The 14,290-nt window shown below is 73.9% G+C and carries 13 protein-coding genes; 5 read left to right on the top strand and 8 right to left on the bottom strand.

The window, feature by feature from the left end:
* Positions 1-38: 38 nt before the first annotated feature.
* Genes NP075_RS00870 through NP075_RS00860 form a run of 3 tightly spaced genes read right to left on the bottom strand, consistent with a single transcriptional unit; the run spans position 39 to position 3,198 of the window.
* Complete coding sequence (locus NP075_RS00870; protein ID WP_227563828.1) at positions 39-923, bottom strand: carbohydrate ABC transporter permease; 885 nt, start codon at positions 921-923, stop codon at positions 39-41.
* A complete protein-coding gene (locus tag NP075_RS00865; RefSeq protein ID WP_372456693.1) occupies positions 923-1,870 on the bottom strand; it encodes a carbohydrate ABC transporter permease in 948 nt (315 codons plus the stop codon). The genes NP075_RS00870 and NP075_RS00865 overlap by 1 nt, the downstream gene beginning before the upstream one ends.
* Positions 1,867-3,198: an extracellular solute-binding protein gene (locus tag NP075_RS00860; protein ID WP_227563827.1), complete on the bottom strand. Its 1,332-nt coding sequence runs from the start codon at positions 3,196-3,198 to the stop codon at positions 1,867-1,869. Before NP075_RS00860 ends, NP075_RS00865 begins: the two co-directional genes overlap by 4 nt.
* 187 nt (positions 3,199-3,385) lie before the next feature.
* On the opposite strand from NP075_RS00860, the gene NP075_RS00855 reads away from it, so the two are divergent.
* A complete protein-coding gene (locus NP075_RS00855; RefSeq protein WP_227563826.1) occupies positions 3,386-4,414 on the top strand; it encodes a LacI family DNA-binding transcriptional regulator in 1,029 nt (342 codons plus the stop codon).
* 31 nt (positions 4,415-4,445) lie between these two features.
* Here the strand turns inward: NP075_RS00855 and NP075_RS00850 are convergent, their stop codons facing one another.
* Both NP075_RS00850 and NP075_RS00845 read right to left on the bottom strand, forming a co-directional pair.
* A complete protein-coding gene (locus NP075_RS00850; protein WP_227563825.1) occupies positions 4,446-4,997 on the bottom strand; it encodes an NUDIX domain-containing protein in 552 nt (183 codons plus the stop codon).
* A gap of 39 nt (positions 4,998-5,036) precedes the next feature.
* Entirely contained in the window at positions 5,037-5,495 is a 459-nt protein-coding gene (locus NP075_RS00845) for a hypothetical protein (protein WP_227563824.1), read from the bottom strand.
* A 188-nt stretch (positions 5,496-5,683) separates the two neighbouring features.
* On the opposite strand from NP075_RS00845, the gene NP075_RS00840 reads away from it, so the two are divergent.
* The 3 genes from NP075_RS00840 to NP075_RS00830 all read left to right on the top strand — a co-directional run bounded on the left by NP075_RS00840 (position 5,684) and on the right by NP075_RS00830 (position 7,536).
* On the top strand, positions 5,684-6,013 hold the full coding sequence (locus NP075_RS00840) for a DUF6458 family protein (RefSeq protein WP_227563823.1): 330 nt from the start codon (positions 5,684-5,686) through the stop codon (positions 6,011-6,013).
* Positions 6,014-6,223: 210 nt separating this feature from the next.
* Complete coding sequence (locus NP075_RS00835; protein WP_227563822.1) at positions 6,224-7,264, top strand: S1 family peptidase; 1,041 nt, start codon at positions 6,224-6,226, stop codon at positions 7,262-7,264.
* A gap of 44 nt (positions 7,265-7,308) precedes the next feature.
* Complete coding sequence (locus NP075_RS00830; protein ID WP_227563821.1) at positions 7,309-7,536, top strand: hypothetical protein; 228 nt, start codon at positions 7,309-7,311, stop codon at positions 7,534-7,536.
* Between the two features lie 500 nt (positions 7,537-8,036).
* Here the strand turns inward: NP075_RS00830 and NP075_RS00825 are convergent, their stop codons facing one another.
* The gene (locus NP075_RS00825; RefSeq protein WP_227563820.1) at positions 8,037-9,176 is read right to left on the bottom strand and encodes a lytic polysaccharide monooxygenase; all 1,140 of its coding nucleotides are present in this window, start codon (positions 9,174-9,176) and stop codon (positions 8,037-8,039) included.
* Positions 9,177-9,404: 228 nt separating this feature from the next.
* Between NP075_RS00825 and NP075_RS00820 the strand changes: the two genes are divergently transcribed.
* On the top strand, positions 9,405-10,844 hold the full coding sequence (locus NP075_RS00820) for a GGDEF domain-containing protein (RefSeq protein ID WP_250788553.1): 1,440 nt from the start codon (positions 9,405-9,407) through the stop codon (positions 10,842-10,844).
* A 37-nt stretch (positions 10,845-10,881) separates the two neighbouring features.
* Here the strand turns inward: NP075_RS00820 and NP075_RS00815 are convergent, their stop codons facing one another.
* Entirely contained in the window at positions 10,882-12,786 is a 1,905-nt protein-coding gene (locus tag NP075_RS00815; protein WP_227563819.1) for an NHL domain-containing thioredoxin family protein, read from the bottom strand.
* A 314-nt stretch (positions 12,787-13,100) separates the two neighbouring features.
* Entirely contained in the window at positions 13,101-14,180 is a 1,080-nt protein-coding gene (locus NP075_RS00810) for a lytic polysaccharide monooxygenase (RefSeq protein WP_227563818.1), read from the bottom strand.
* Between the last annotated feature and the right edge of the window lie 110 nt (positions 14,181-14,290).

Here is a 14,290-nt window from a genome sequence, read left to right as displayed (position 1 = left end):
GGACGGACCTTCTTCTATTGGTGGGACGGCGGGCGACGTCACTTGCCGAAGCCGGCGGTGAGGCCGGCCACGAGCTGACGACGTCCGATGAGGTACAGCAGGAAGATCGGCAGCGCCGACAGGACGACGGCCGCCATGACGGCGGGCACGTTGATGGTGAGCTCACCCTGGAACGCCCACAGCGCGAGGGGCAGCACGCGCTGGTCGGGGCTCTGGGTGAGCACGAGGGGGAAGAGGAAGCCGTTCCACGCGTTGAGGCCGTCGTAGATGGCGACGGTCGCGATGGCGGGCCGGCTCAGCGGCAGGACGAGGCGCACGAGCACCTGCCACTCCCCGGCGCCGTCCACGCGCATGGACTCGAACAGCTCGCGCGGGATGTCCCGCAGGAAGTTGACGAGGATGATCACGGTGATGGGCACCGCGAACGCCGCCGTGGGCAGCACGAGCGCGAGGAGCGTGTCGTACAGGCCCATCTTGGTGATCATGTAGAAGATCGGGACGATCGCGGCCTGCAGCGGGATCGCCAGGCCCAGCAGGAACACCGAGAACGACCGGGCGACGAACCGCGAGGTGTTGCGCGTGATCGTGTACGCCGCGAGGAGCGCGACCGCGATGGTCAGGGCGACGGCTCCGACGGTCACGACGACCGAGTTGAGCAGGTAGCGGTCGAACCCGCTGTCGACGACCTGGCGGTAGTTGTCGAGCGTCGGCGCGGTGGGCAGGCCCAGGGGGTGGTCGACGAAGAAGTGCTGCTGGGTCCGCAGGCTCGTGACCAGCACCCAGTACACGGGCACGATGACCACGGAGAGCCACAGGAGCGAGCCGAGACCGCCGGGGACGTTGACGCGACGACGGTCGCGACGACGCTGCACCGGCTCGGACGGCGTGGTCGCGGCGGGCGCCGTCGCCTCGGTCGTGACCATCACAGACCCTCCTGCTGGCTCTGCATCCTGCTGAACCCGGACAGGCGCGTCAGGCCCAGCGACAGGCACAGGCCGACGACGGCGAGGATGGTGGCGATCGCGCTGGCGCGGCCCATCTCGGTGGCGGTGAAGCCGGTGAGGTACATGTGCAGCGGCAGCAGGCGCGTGGCGTAGCCGGGGCCGCCGGCGGTGAGGACGAACACGAGGTCGAAGTACGTCAGGGACCCGACGAGCATGAGCGTCGAGGACGTGACGATCGTGTAGCGCAGCTGGGGCAGGGTGATCGAGAAGAAGCGGCGCACGGTGCCGGCGCCGTCGAGCTGCGCGGCCTCGTACAGGGACCCGGGGATCTGCCGCGCGCCCGCCTGGTACAGCAGCGTGTGCAGCGGGACGAAGTGCCACGCGATGATGAGGATGACCGCGGCGAGCACCGTGTTCGGGTCCCCGAGCCAGGGGTGCTGCAGGAACGCCGGGCCGGAGGGGCCGGCGAGGCCGAAGTTCGGGTCCAGCAGGTTCTTGAACACCAGCGCGACCGCGGACGACGACAGCAGCAGCGCCACGAAGTACACCGCCGCCATCCACGCCCGCCACCGGCCGCGCGGGGCGAGGTAGACGCCGAGCAGCAGGCTCAGCGGCGTCTGGACGAGCCAGGTGCCGACCATGACCTTCAGGGTGACCCCGAGCGTCAGCCACGTGACGTCGTCGGTGAGGACCGCACCCCAGTTGTCCAGGCCGAGCCACGCGGGCGTGCCCAGACCGTTCCACGACGTGAACGACAGCGCGACCGCGCCGCCGAGCGGGACGAGCGCGAACCCGCCGAAGAGGATCAGCGCGGGCGCGAGGAGCCACGCCGAGACGGGCTGACGCTCGCGTCCCCGCCGGACGGGGACCCCGCCCCCGCGGGTGCCGGTGGCACCCGCGGGGACGGTCGGGACGGGTGACGTCACTTCGCGTCCAGCGTCGCGTTCATCTCGGCGACGAACTCCTCCGGCGTGCTCTGCAGCAGGAAGATCCGGTCGAGGTGGGTCGTGAGCTGCTCGGCCTGCGACGGGGTGATCGCCTGGTCCCAGGAGAGCTGGAAGTGCGGCGCCGCCTCCGTCAGGTCGACGACGAGCCCGGCGAAGGCGTCGTCGCGCTCGGCGATCTGCTCACGGGCCGTCGTGACACCCGGCACGGCGGACCGGTCGAGGATCTCGCCGATGTACTCGTCGTTCATCACCTGCTCGGCGAGGAACGCCGTCACCGTCTCCTTGTGCTCGTCGGTCGCCGCGGCGTTGACGGACCAGAAGTTCGACGGGTTGCCCACGAGGTTGGCGGGGTCGCCGGTGCCGCCGTCGTACGCGGGGAAGGGCACGGCCTTGAGGTCGCCGGCCTCGACGAAGTCCGGCGCGGCGTTCTTGATGTTCGAGTACGCCTGCGACAGGACGACCATCATGGCCGCGCGCCCGGTGTAGAGCAGCGCGTCGGCCGCGCCCGTCTCGTACGCGATCGACGCGTAGTCGTCGACGAAGCCACCGGCCTCCACCAGGTCCTGGATCTCGGTGAGGGCCTGCGTGACCGCCGGGTGGGACCAGGCGTCGGGCTCGTTGGCGATGACCGCGTCGAAGACCTCGGGGCCGCCGATGCGGTCGACGAGGTAGCCCAGGTACGGCAGCTGCGGCCACTTCGACTGCCCGGCCAGCGCGATGGGGGCGATGCCCTGCGCCTCGAACACCGGCACGAGCTCGACCAGCTCGTCCCAGGTGGTCGGGGGCGTCGCCCCGACCTGCCGGAAGACGGCGTCGTTGTAGAGGATCACGACGGGCTGCATGTTGTTGATGGCGGCGCCGTACACCTTGCCGTCGAACGTCACGGTGTCGAGCACCGCGGGCAGGTGCCGGTCGATGATCGCGGGGTCCTCGATGGGGTCGACGTAGCCCTCGTCGACGTACGCCTGGAGGGCCGCGCCGCCCCAGCTGAACATCAGGTCGGGGCCCTGGCCCGCGCCCAGGGCGATGCGCAGCTTGTCCTTGTAGCCCTCGTTGCCGAACATCTGCAGCTCGATGGGCTGGTCCGGGTGGTCGGCGTTCCAGCGGTCGACGGCCGCCTGGTAGGAGTCGGACTGGCCGCCCTCGAGGCCCCAGACGATCGCGGCGTCGCCGCTCCCGCCGCCGGTCGCGCCGCCGGTCGCGCCTCCGAGCTGTGGCTGGGTGCCGGACCCGCAGGCGGCCAGGGCGAGTGCGGCGCCGATGACGGCAGCGGTCGCCCGCACCCGCCGTGCAGTGGTGGAACTCATCGTTGAGCCTCCGGTTCTCTGCAGCGAAAAGTTTTCGTCGCTGGTGACGTCGGTTTCACCGTAGTTTTCGCCCTCGACCTGTGTCAACGCCGCCCTTCCCGCGGGTGAACAGGCGAAACTCTACGTGCCTCCTCTTGGTGTTTTCAGGGACCTCCCGCTACGTTCGGCCTCGACCGAAGGAGTGCCCATGCCCGCAGCCGCACGGCGCCCGACGCTCACCGCCGTCGCCGAGCGCGCCGGCGTGTCGATCGCCACGGCCTCGAAGGTCGTCAACCGGCACAGCGACGTCGCGCCCGCGACCCGCGCACGCGTCGAGTCGGCCGTCGCCGAGCTCGGCTACCGCACGCCCGGGGCACGCAACGCCGAGACGCGTCGCATCGTGGAGTTCATGGTCGACAAGCTCGGCAGCCCGTACGCGATGGAGGTGCTGCGCGGCGTCACGCTCGCCGCCGAGGAGGCCGACGTCGACGTCACCGTCTCCCGCGTCCGCCGCGGCGGCGGCGACCGCCCCGAGCCGCCGTCGAGCTGGACCCGGCGCCTCATCTCCGCCCGGCGCACCGGCGCCATCGTCGTGACCGCGCAGGTCACCGAGACGACGTACGACAGCATCGCCCGCGCCCGCCTGCCCGTCGTCGTCATCGACCCGCTGCACCTGACCACGCCGGAGCTCGTGTCCGTCGGCTCGACCAACTGGTCCGGCGGGCGCACCGCCACCGAGCACCTGCTCGCCCTCGGGCACACCCGCATCGCGATGATCGGCGGCCCCGAGGCCTCCATGAGCGCGCTGGCCCGCGCCGACGGCTTCCGGTCGGCCTGTCAGCGCGCCGACGTCGCCGTCGACCCCGCGCTCGTCCGGCACGTCGCGTTCGACCACGACGCCGCGCAGCGCGCCGCCGACGCGATCCTGCGCCTCGACGAGCCACCCACCGCCATCCTCGCGAGCAGCGACGAGCAGGCGCTCGGGGTGCTCGAGGCCGCCCGCCGGCTCGGCGTCGTCGTCCCGCGCGACCTGTCGGTCGTCGGGTACGACGACACGTACGTCGCGGCCTGGACCAACCCGCCCCTGACGGCCGTGCGTCAGCCCTTGCAGGACATCGGTCGCGTCGCCCTGCGCACGGTCCTCGCGATGGACGAGGGCCGCCAGCCCGACTCGCACCACATCGAGCTCGCGACGACCCTCGTCGTGCGCGACTCGACCGCCCCGCCGCGCGCGTGACGCCGGCGCCCTGAGGCACCGGAGGTCGTCGTCAGACGAGCCGGCCGAGGTGCAGGGCCGCCAGCGCGAGCGCGGCCACCGTCTCACCGTCGCGGATCTCGCCGCTGCGGACCATCGCCAGGGCGTCCGCGAACGGGACGGTGCGCACCGCGGTGATCCCCTCGGCGGCCTGCTCCCGTCCGGTGGCGTCGGCGTCGGCGACGGGTGACAGGCGGCGCGCGACGAACACGTGCTCGACGGCCCGCGCCACGCCGTTGAGCGCGTCGACGGTGCCGACGGGCGTCCAGTCGCGCGCCACGAGGCCGACCTCCTCGGCCAGCTCGCGCTGCGCCGCGACCAGCGGCTCCTGCCCGTCGGTGCCGCCCGCGGGCACCTCCACCGAGCCCGGCCCGGTGGTGTACCGGTCGGTGGTGACCAGCACGACCTCGTCGTCGTCGGTCAGCGCGACGACGAAGACCGACGGCCGCACCTCGACCACGCCGTACTGGCCCGGGCGCCCGTCGGGGGCGAGCACGTCGTCCTGCCGGACCGTGATCCACGCGTTCTCGTGGACGACGCGTGACGAGACGGTCTGCCAGCCCATGGCGACCACCCTAGGGGCGTGCCGGGCGGCCGCCCGGGGTCAGCGCCCGGCGAGGGCGCGGGCCGAGGCCAGGACGGCGACGTCCTCCACGAGCGCGGCGCGCAGGTCGGGACGCAGCGCGGCGGGACCGCTGTCGGCCGCCCACTCCCGCCACGACGCCCCGGCGACGGAGCCCGCGAACGCCCCGGCACCGCCGGCCAGCGCGGCGACGAGGACCGCCGGGACGCGACGCCCGTCGACGACGGCCAGGGCCGCGGCGCCCGACGCGCCGGCCACGAGACGCCCGGCGAGCTGCGGCGCCACGAGGCGGCTCGGCACACCCGGGAGCTTGTCGACGACCCCCTCACCGAGGAGCGCCAGGGTCGCGAGCCCGCGCAGGGCCCGTGCCCCGGTGCCACGACGCCCGCGGGTCGCGGCGTAGACGGGGACGGCGAGGGCGACCGCCGAGCGGCCCCCCGCGGCGAGACCGAGCGCGGCGGAGCGGACGAGAACACCCATAGGAGGTGTTCTACCGGCCCGCGCGACGACCAGCATCCGGAAGGACGGCGCACGGGTCCGTCCCGCTTCGTCCCGGACACCCGTCCGGGTCACGTGGCCCGTTCGACGTGCGGGACCCGCGGACCGGCACCAGACTCGCCACCCAGGCGGGCCGTCGTGGCCCGCTGCTGGAACGACGAAGGAGCGACATGGGCATCGGTGGCGGCATCGCACTCCTGGTGATCGGGGCGATCCTCTCGTTCGGGATCTCGGACCGGCTCGAGGGCATCGACCTGACGGTCATCGGCTACATCTGCATGGGGGCGGGCGCGCTGGCGCTCATCCTCGTGACCGCGTTCAACTCGCAGCGCACCAACACGACGCACCGCCAGGTCGTCGAGCACCACGAGGACCCGGCGGTCGCCCGCCCGGCGGTGGCCCCGCAGGCGGCGGCACCGGCCGCTCCGCAGGCGGCCCCTCAGGCGGCCCCTCAGGCGGCACCGCAGGCGGCGCCTCCGACGGTCCCCCCGACCGCCTGACGCACCGCGTCGCGGTCGCGACGAGCCGCGTCTCGCCGACGCCCCGCACCGGAGAACCGGGCGGGGCGTCGTCGTACCCGGAACCGGGCGGACGCCAGGGACGTCCGGCCAACGGGCACGACCGGCACATGTCGGACGAGGCGGACACAATGGCGCCGCACGGCGGGGAGCCACAGCCCCGCCCGCAGGGGTGACGACGAAGGGGGCCGCATGGACCGGGACGAGGCACGGGAGGCCAAGGCGCACGCCGCGGCGGCGGCACGGACGCTGGCGGGGCGCAGCGTGCGCGCGTCGACGGCCGGGGCGTCGGTCGCGCCGCTGTCCGTCGGGCTGTCGCCACGCGGCGACGGCGGGTACGCCGTCGCCCTGCGGTACCGGCTCGGCCTGCCGGGTGTGCGCAGCCTCGCGCGCAGGGTCGCCGCCGAGGTCTCCCGCACCGGGGCCGTCGTCGAGGTCCGCCGCACGGGCCGCATCCGGGCGCTGACCGACGTCGGCGGCGCGAGCACGGGCGTCGGGGACGTGGGCGCCGTCGTGCCCGGGCCGCGCCCCCCGGTCGCCACGGCGCAGGCGCTCGGCGAGACGGGACGCGTCCGCCCGCTGCGCCCCGGCGTCTCGATCGCCCACGTCGACGTCAGCGCCGGAACGCTGGGCGCGTTCGTGCTGGTCGGCGGCGCGCTGCACGTGCTGTCGAACTACCACGTGCTCGCGGGCTCGCCGGCGGCACGTCCGGGCGACCTGGTCCTGCAGCCCGGGCCCGCGGACGGCGGCTACGCCCCCCGGGACCGGGTCGGCACGCTCGCGGCCGTCGCACCGCTCACCCCGGGGACCACGGCGACGGTCGACGCGGCCGTCGCCCTCCTCGACGACACGGACGTGGACGCGCGGTACCCCGTCGGGTACATCACCCGGACCGCGCAGGCCGTGGGCGGCGAGACCGTCGGCAAGATCGGGCGCACGACGTCCGTGACCGCCGGCCGGGTCACCGCGATCGAGCTCGACGACGTGGTCGTCGGGTACGGCGACGAGCTGGGCAACCTGCGCTTCGACGACCAGATCGAGATCGAGGGCACCGGCGTCGGTCCGTTCTCGCGCGGCGGGGACTCCGGGTCCCTGGTGTACCGCGAGGACGGCGTCGCGCTCGGACTGCTCTTTGCCGGTTCGGAGACGGGGGGCGACAATGGTCGTGGGCTGACGTACGTCAACCCCATCGATGCCGTCCTCGGGGCGCTCGACGCGACGCTGCTCGCGTGACGCGAGCGCCGGCCGGCGTCCCTGACCGGCGCTGGAGGTGCGCAGTGGCCGACCTCGACGAGGCCCGCCAGGCCAAGAACGAGCTCAAGGCCGCCCTCGACGGGCGTCCCGACGTGAGCGCCATCGGGATCTCCCGGGACGACGACGGCTACGGCCTCCTGGTGCGGGTCCAGGGCGACGCGGTCTCCGCCCGCCGCCTGGACGTCCCCGAGCGCGTGCGCGGCGTCGCCGTCCACGTCCGCCCCACGGGCCCCATCACCGCCCAGACCTAACCCTCCCCCCCCTCCCCCGCGGCGAGAGTGCAATCCAGTCCCCGCCCGGCCCGGCCCGGCCCCGCGAGAGTGCAATCCAGTCACCCGCACCCCGCGAGAGTGCAATCCAGTCACCCCACACCCCGCGAGAGTGCAATCCAGCCTCACGCCCGTGAGGCCGGGCGTCCTCCCGCCGAGCATCCACTCGGGTCAGGCGCAGGCCGAGACTGGATTGTCTTGACACAGCCGGGGGAAGACGACGGGCGCGACGGGAATGCCATGTCACGGCCGGGGGAAGGGCGCCGGGGGAAGGGCGCCGGGGGCGACTGGATTGACATGTCACGGGCGGGGTACCGCGCCGGGCGCGACGGGAATGCCATGTCACGGCCGGGGGAAGGGCGCCGGGGGCGACTGGATTGTCCTGTCACGGGCGAGGGCGGGGGGACGTGGTCCGGGGCTGGATCGACCTGTCGTGACGACAGGGTGATCCAGCCCCGGAGGGTGTCAGCGGACGGTGGGCGTCAGCGGACGATGCAGGGGTTGCCGTTGAGCGTCGCGCTGGCGACGGTCTTCGGGGTGCCCGAGCCGATGAAACCGAACGACACCGCGTTGTGGTGCGCGATGGTCGAGTTCCACGCGACGTTCTTGGCGGTCACGGTGGTGCCGGACTGGGTCGTCGTGGCGTTCCACGCCTGCTGGACGGACTCACCGTTGCTGAACTTCCAGCTCACCTCCCAGCCGTTGACGGGCTCCATCGTGGCGTTGAACACCGTGACGTCGCCCTGGAAGCCGCCCTGCCACGCGTTCACGACGCCCACCTCGACCTCGCAGACGGAGTCGGTGGGGACCGTCGGCGTGGGAGTCGGCGTGGGCGTCGGCGTGGGCGTCGGCGTCGGCGTCGGCGTCGGCGTCGGCGTCGGCGTCGGAGTCGGAGTCGGAGTCGGCGTCGGAGTCGGGGTCGGGATCGGCCCGCCGCCACCGAAGTCGACGTCCACGCAGTTGTAGAACGACTCCGGGCTGTCGGTGCGCTCCCAGATGTTGAACAGGACGTGCTTGCCGCTCTTGTTCGAGGGCAGCTTCGCGTTCCACCAGTACTCGGGACCGGCGGGGCCGCCCTCGCGCAGCGGCGGGTCCTGCACACGGTCGAACGGCGCGGCCTCGAGGTCGTCCCAGCCGATCGGCTCGTTCTGGTTCCAGCCGTCCTTGGTGATCCAGGTCGTGAAGTAGCCCGGGTGACGCGCGACCGCGGCGTACTGGAACGTCATCGTCTGACCCGGCGTGACCTTGGTCGTCGGCCACGCCGAGGACGGCGTGTTGAAGCCGGCGAAGCGCGAGTCGGGACCGCAGAGCTTGCCGTCCGCGATCGTCTCGTGCCGGCCGTCGATCGTGCCGAGCAGGTCGCCGAACCAGTTGTAGAAGCCGTAGCTGTTGTCGTTGAACGCGTTGAGGCACGCCGGGTTCGTCGGCCGCATGTTGCCGGACTCGCCGGCGGCCTCGCCGCCCGCCAGGCCGTCCTTGTAGCAGGCGTACGTCCGCGTCGCGGGGTTCGTGAGCCCGCCGTGCGCCTGCGCGGCGGTGGGGATGACGACCAGAGCCGTGGCCACCACCGCGGTGGCGGCGACGCCGCCCAGGGTGCGGCGGGTGGTGCGGTGTGGGGGCATGTCGGCGGATCCCTCTCACGCGAGCGGCGCCGGTCGCCGCGGGGGGCCGCGCACCTCGTGGTGCGTCGTGGCGTTCAGGGTGCGGACAGCACACCGCTCGTACAAGGCCCCGAAACGTTTCCAGCACGCCCGATACGGCCTCGCCACGCGGGTGGAGCGTCCGACTCGGACGGGTGATCTCACCGACCTCTCATGGACCCGGCGCGGCGTATCGGGGGTGGAGGCCCGATGATGGGCAACGTGACGCGCAGGGGCACGACCGCCAAGGGTGCGCACCGGGGTGGCCTGTCGGCCGCCGACCTCGGTGGCGTGCGCGGCCTCGCCATCGCCGCCCACCGGCTCGACGCCTGCCGCAGGATCGACGAGGTCGTCGAGGCGGCCGCCCAGGCGGCGGTCGACGTGCTCGGCGCCGACGCGTGCGCCGTCGCCCGCATCTCCCAGGAGACGTGCCGCGTCGTCCACCTCGAACCCCCCAGCAACGACCCGCGCTGGCACCAGTTCCTCAGCACGACGTACCGCGCCGACGAGCGACCGGCCCTGCGTGCGCTGCTGCGCAACCGCGAGAGCTGGGTCGCCCACGCGTTCGACGCGCACGGCCGCTCCGTGCGTCCCGGGGACACGACCGCGGGAGACCGCGTGGAGGTCGAGCTGCTGCGCGAGGTCGGGGCGGCGTCCGCCCTCACGTCGCCCGTCGTCGTGAACGACGCCGTCTGGGGCCAGGTCACCGTGGTGCGGGACTTCGACTCCCCCCTGTTCCACGCGGACGACGTGGCGACCGCCGAGGTGCTGGCCGCTCTCGCCGCCGGCGCCATCGCCCGCGTCGACCTCGAGCAGCAGATGCGCCACATCATCGCGGACGACCCGCTCACCGGTCTGGCGAACCGTCGCACCGCGGACCAGGCGGCGGAGACCGCGCTCGCCTCCGGGCGGGAGACCTGCGTCGTCATGTGCGACGTCGACGGCCTCAAGCGCGTCAACGACGAGCTGGGCCACGACGCCGGCGACGACCTGCTGCGCGCCGTCGCGGACGTGCTGCGGCGCGCCGCGGACGCGATCCCCGGCGCGACGGCCGCACGGATCGGCGGCGACGAGTTCTGCCTCGTCACCGTCGACCAGCCGCGCGAGACCGTCGCCACGACGATGGCGACGACGGTGGCGAAGTTCCCGCTGCCGCACGGCGCGGCGATCTCGTACGGCATCGCGTCGACGGCGGTGATGGGGTCGGTCGAGGCGCGGCACCTGTTCCGTCGTGCCGACCAGGCCCAGTACCAGGCGAAGCGTCGCCGCGCCCGCGCGCGCGCCCGCACCATGCCGGCCATCGCCGACCCCGTGCAGGCGGTCGGGCGACTGACGGCCGGGGGTGCGGTGGCCATCGGTGCTGCGGCCCCCGCCGTGGTGCCGCGGCTGTGCGCGTTCGCCGCGGCCGCCACGGAGACGCTCGGCGGCGACTCGTGGGCGGTCCGCGAGCGCATGCCCGGGTCGCAGACCTTCACGACGGTGGCGCGCGGCGGCAGCCCGGCCGACGCGTCGGAGACGCGCATGCTCACCCTGGAGCGCGACGTCTGGGTCGTCGAGGTCGCAGTCGCGGCCGCGGCGTCGACGGGCCGTCAGGTGCTGACCGCCCTGCGGGCGCTCGTCGCGATCGCCGTCGACGACGTCTCCGCCTGACGGCCCCTGCTCACGCGGCGCCCCCGGCGCGGTCCGCTCAGCCGTGCAGCGGCAGCACGAGGGCGGCGGCGGCGCCGTCGACGACGCGCACCGGCACGCCCCAGTCCTGCGCCGCGAGGTGGCACGCCGGATGCTCGATCGCGGGGTCGGCGTCGCAGCTCGCGGCCCGCGCGGTGACGTGCAGGACGCCCTCGCCGACCGCCGGGTCCAGGCGCAGCGTCCGCGTGAGCGCGACGTCGCCGCCGGTGCCGTCGAGCAGCAGTCCCGGCGGCGTGGCCGCGACCTGCAGGGACGTCGACGGGCCCCACCGGTCGTCGAGCTTCTGCCCCGCGGCCGGGTGGAAGACGACCTCGAGCGCGACGTCGGTGCCGAGCTCGGTCACCGGGCGCTGCGTGCGGTGCGCACCGCCGTCGACCTGGGAGCCCGCACCCGCGGGCAACGGCACGCGCGTGAGCCGGTGCGCGGCCGACTCGACGACGACCACGTGGTCCGGGTCGCCCGCCGGGAGCACCAGGGCGCTGGGCTCGGCGAGGTCCGTCGCGAGCGTCGAGACCGCGCCGCCGTCCTCCCCGGGGACCCAGCGGCGCAGCGCACCGTTGTAGGTGTCCGCGACCAGCACCGACCCGTCGGGCAGCGCGGCGACGCCCAGCGGGTGCTGGAACAGCGCCTGGCCGGCGGGCCCGTCGCGGTGGCCGAAGTCGAACAGGCCCGTCCCGACGGCGGTGCGTGTGCCTCCGTCCGCGGGGTCGAACCACCGCAGCGCCGACGTCTCCGCGTCGGCCAGCCACAGGCGGCCGTCCGCCGCGCGCGACAGCCGCGACGGCTGCGCGAACCAGGCGTCGGCGGGCGCGCCGTCGACCAGGCCCTCGTTCATCGTCCCGGCCAGGTGCGTGATCGTCCCCTGCACGGCGTCGAACGCCCACAGCGTGTGGTGGCCGGCCATGGCGACGACGAACGCCGCGAGCTCGGGCGACCACGCGACGTCCCACGGTGACGACAGCTTGACCTGCCGCGCGTCCCACCGGTCGCCGACGCCGGTCTCGGTCGCACCGCCGACGACGTTGTCGACGGCACCCACCATGTACTGCTCGCCCGTGCCGGCGACCGTCGTCACGTGGCCGTCGGCCAGCCGCACGCCGCGCAGCGCGTGGTTGACGGTGTCCGCGACGAGCACGTCGTACCCGAGCGTCTCCCGCAGCTCGTCGGGGACGAGGCACAGGCCGTTCGGCTCGCTGAGGCGCGCGTCGCCGGGGCCGCCGTCGACCAGGCCGCGGTCCCCCGACCCGATGCGCCGCACGAGCGTCTCGCCGTCGGCCGCGACCTCGGTGAGCGCGTGGTGCCCGGCGTCGGCGACGAGGAACGTGCCGCCCGGCAGCTCGAGCGCGTCGGCGGGGAACCGCAGGGTCGTCGGCTGCGGCTGCGGCGCGACGTACGGGCCGTCGCCGCGGTGCAGCGTGCCCTTCGCCTCGTGCTCGGCCACGAGCTCGCCCACGAGCGACTCGACCGCGTGCGCGTGGCCCTCGCCGGCCATCTGCGCGACGACGTACCCCTCGGGGTCGATGACGACGAGCGTCGGCCACGCGCGGGCCGTGAACGCCTGCCACGTCACCAGCTCGGGGTCGTCGAGCACCGGGTGGTGCACCTCGTACCGCTCGACCGCGGCCGCGAGCGCCACCGGGTCGGCCTCGTGGACGAACTTGGGCGAGTGCACGCCGATGATGACGAGCACGTCGCGGTGCCGTGCCTCGATCTCCCGCAGCTCGTCCAGGACGTGCAGGCAGTTGATGCAGCAGAACGTCCAGAAGTCGAGGACGACGACCTTGCCGCGCAGGTCGGCGAGGGTCACGTCCTTGCCGCCGGTGTTGAGCCAGCCGCGCCCGACCAGCTCGGAGGCGCGGACGCGGGGCAGGCGGGGGGTGCTGGTCGACGTCACGGCCGACATCCTCGCCGACAGGACGCCCTCGGCACAGCACCCGCCACCAGCTGAGCGGTGACCAGTGGTCGTTGCGGAGCGGTCGACGGTGACCACTGGTCACCTGGGGACACCTGCCACCGCCGACAGCACCCCCAAGTGACCACTGGTCACACGGAGACGGCCGACGGTGACCACTGGTCGCCCCGGCCCCGGACGTGCGACGGCCGGGCGCAGCCGGAGGGGTGGCTGTGCCCGGCCGTCACCGGGTCGTGCTGCCCGCGGGTCGTGCTCCCGCGGGGTCGTGCGGCCGCCGGGCGTGCTGCCGGCGGGTCAGGTGTGCGTCAGGCCGTCGCGCAGGTGGCCGTCAGCGAGCCGGGTGCCCCCGAGGCGATGAAGCCGGCCGTCGTGCTGGCACCGGCAGCGAGGGAGCCGTTCCAGGCCGCGTTGGTCAGCACACCACCACTGTGGGAGCTGCTCCACGCCTGGTTGATGGTCGCGCCACCGACGGTGACCTTCCAGCCGCTGATCGCGGCCGAGCCGGCCGTCACGGTGACCTCACCCTGCCAGCCGCCGGACCACGTGGAGATGGCCTTCACGGTGGCGGTGCACGCACCGGTCCCGGGCGTCGGGGTCGGCGTGGGCGTCGGCGTGGGGGTCGGTGTCGGGGTGGGGGTCGGCGTCGGCGTGGGGGTCGGCGTCGGCGTGGGGGTCGGCGTGGGCGTCGGCGTCGGGGTCGGCGTCGGGTCCGGCGCCGTGCCACCGATGTTGATGTCCGAGCAGATGTAGTACGGCTGGTCGAGGTGGCTGGCCTGCCAGATCGTGAACAGCACCGCGCGGCCCGAGCGGCCCGACAGGTTCACGTCGGTCTCGTACAGCCCCGTCGTGCCGTAGCGGCCGGTCTCCTTGACGAGGTCGAGGTCCTCCCAGCCGAGCGCCTCGGTGGTCGGGTCGAAGCCCGCCTTCGAGACGTAGATCCGCATGTAGTCGGCGCCGTGCTTCGCGCCGTCGGTCAGCGTGAGCTTGAACGACGTGGGGACCGTCTTCATGGTCCACGCACCCGGGGTGTCGAGCGACGCGTACAGGCCGTTCTGCGTCCTGCCGCCCGAGCAGAGCTGACCGCTGGGGATCACGGCCTCGTGCCGCCCGCCGACACCCTCGCGGTACAGGCCGTTCCAGTTCCACATGGTGTTGGGGTTGGCCTGGAACGCCTGCCAGCACATCGGGTCCTGCTGCGCCATGGCGGGGTTCAGGTGGTCGTCGCCCCAGCGCTCCCAGCAGCCGTAGTTGCGGGACGGCGGGTCGGTGACGGAGCCGTGGGCGGACGCCGACGTGGCGACGAGCCCGGTCGCGACGAGCGCGAGGGGAATGGCCAGGGCCAGCCGACTGAGGCGGCCGAGCCTGCTCCGGGTGCGGGTGGGCATACGTGTCTCCTGGGGTCGGTGACGTACGGCGACCCTGTCCGCGCACGCCCACCGATCGCATCGATGCGATCGGTGGACGACAGGGCGCCCGAGGGCTCGACCACCGTGCG

The sequence above is a fragment of the Cellulomonas wangsupingiae genome, from assembly GCF_024508275.1.
GTDB lineage: Bacteria > Actinomycetota > Actinomycetes > Actinomycetales > Cellulomonadaceae > Cellulomonas > Cellulomonas wangsupingiae.
The sequence above is the reverse complement of the archived record's forward strand: the minus strand, read 5'-3'. Positions and strand labels throughout refer to the sequence as shown.

Coding starts and splice junctions, on each gene's coding strand:
- NP075_RS00870 (WP_227563828.1), bottom strand. CDS start 923: ATGGTCACGACCGAGGCGACGGCGCCCGCCGCGACCACGCCGTCCGAG.
- NP075_RS00860 (WP_227563827.1), bottom strand. CDS start 3,198: ATGAGTTCCACCACTGCACGGCGGGTGCGGGCGACCGCTGCCGTCATC.
- NP075_RS00855 (WP_227563826.1), top strand. CDS start 3,386: ATGCCCGCAGCCGCACGGCGCCCGACGCTCACCGCCGTCGCCGAGCGC.
- NP075_RS00850 (WP_227563825.1), bottom strand. CDS start 4,997: ATGGGCTGGCAGACCGTCTCGTCACGCGTCGTCCACGAGAACGCGTGG.
- NP075_RS00845 (WP_227563824.1), bottom strand. CDS start 5,495: ATGGGTGTTCTCGTCCGCTCCGCCGCGCTCGGTCTCGCCGCGGGGGGC.
- NP075_RS00840 (WP_227563823.1), top strand. CDS start 5,684: ATGGGCATCGGTGGCGGCATCGCACTCCTGGTGATCGGGGCGATCCTC.
- NP075_RS00835 (WP_227563822.1), top strand. CDS start 6,224: ATGGACCGGGACGAGGCACGGGAGGCCAAGGCGCACGCCGCGGCGGCG.
- NP075_RS00825 (WP_227563820.1), bottom strand. CDS start 9,176: ATGCCCCCACACCGCACCACCCGCCGCACCCTGGGCGGCGTCGCCGCC.
- NP075_RS00820 (WP_250788553.1), top strand. CDS start 9,405: ATGATGGGCAACGTGACGCGCAGGGGCACGACCGCCAAGGGTGCGCAC.
- NP075_RS00815 (WP_227563819.1), bottom strand. CDS start 12,786: ATGTCGGCCGTGACGTCGACCAGCACCCCCCGCCTGCCCCGCGTCCGC.
- NP075_RS00810 (WP_227563818.1), bottom strand. CDS start 14,180: ATGCCCACCCGCACCCGGAGCAGGCTCGGCCGCCTCAGTCGGCTGGCC.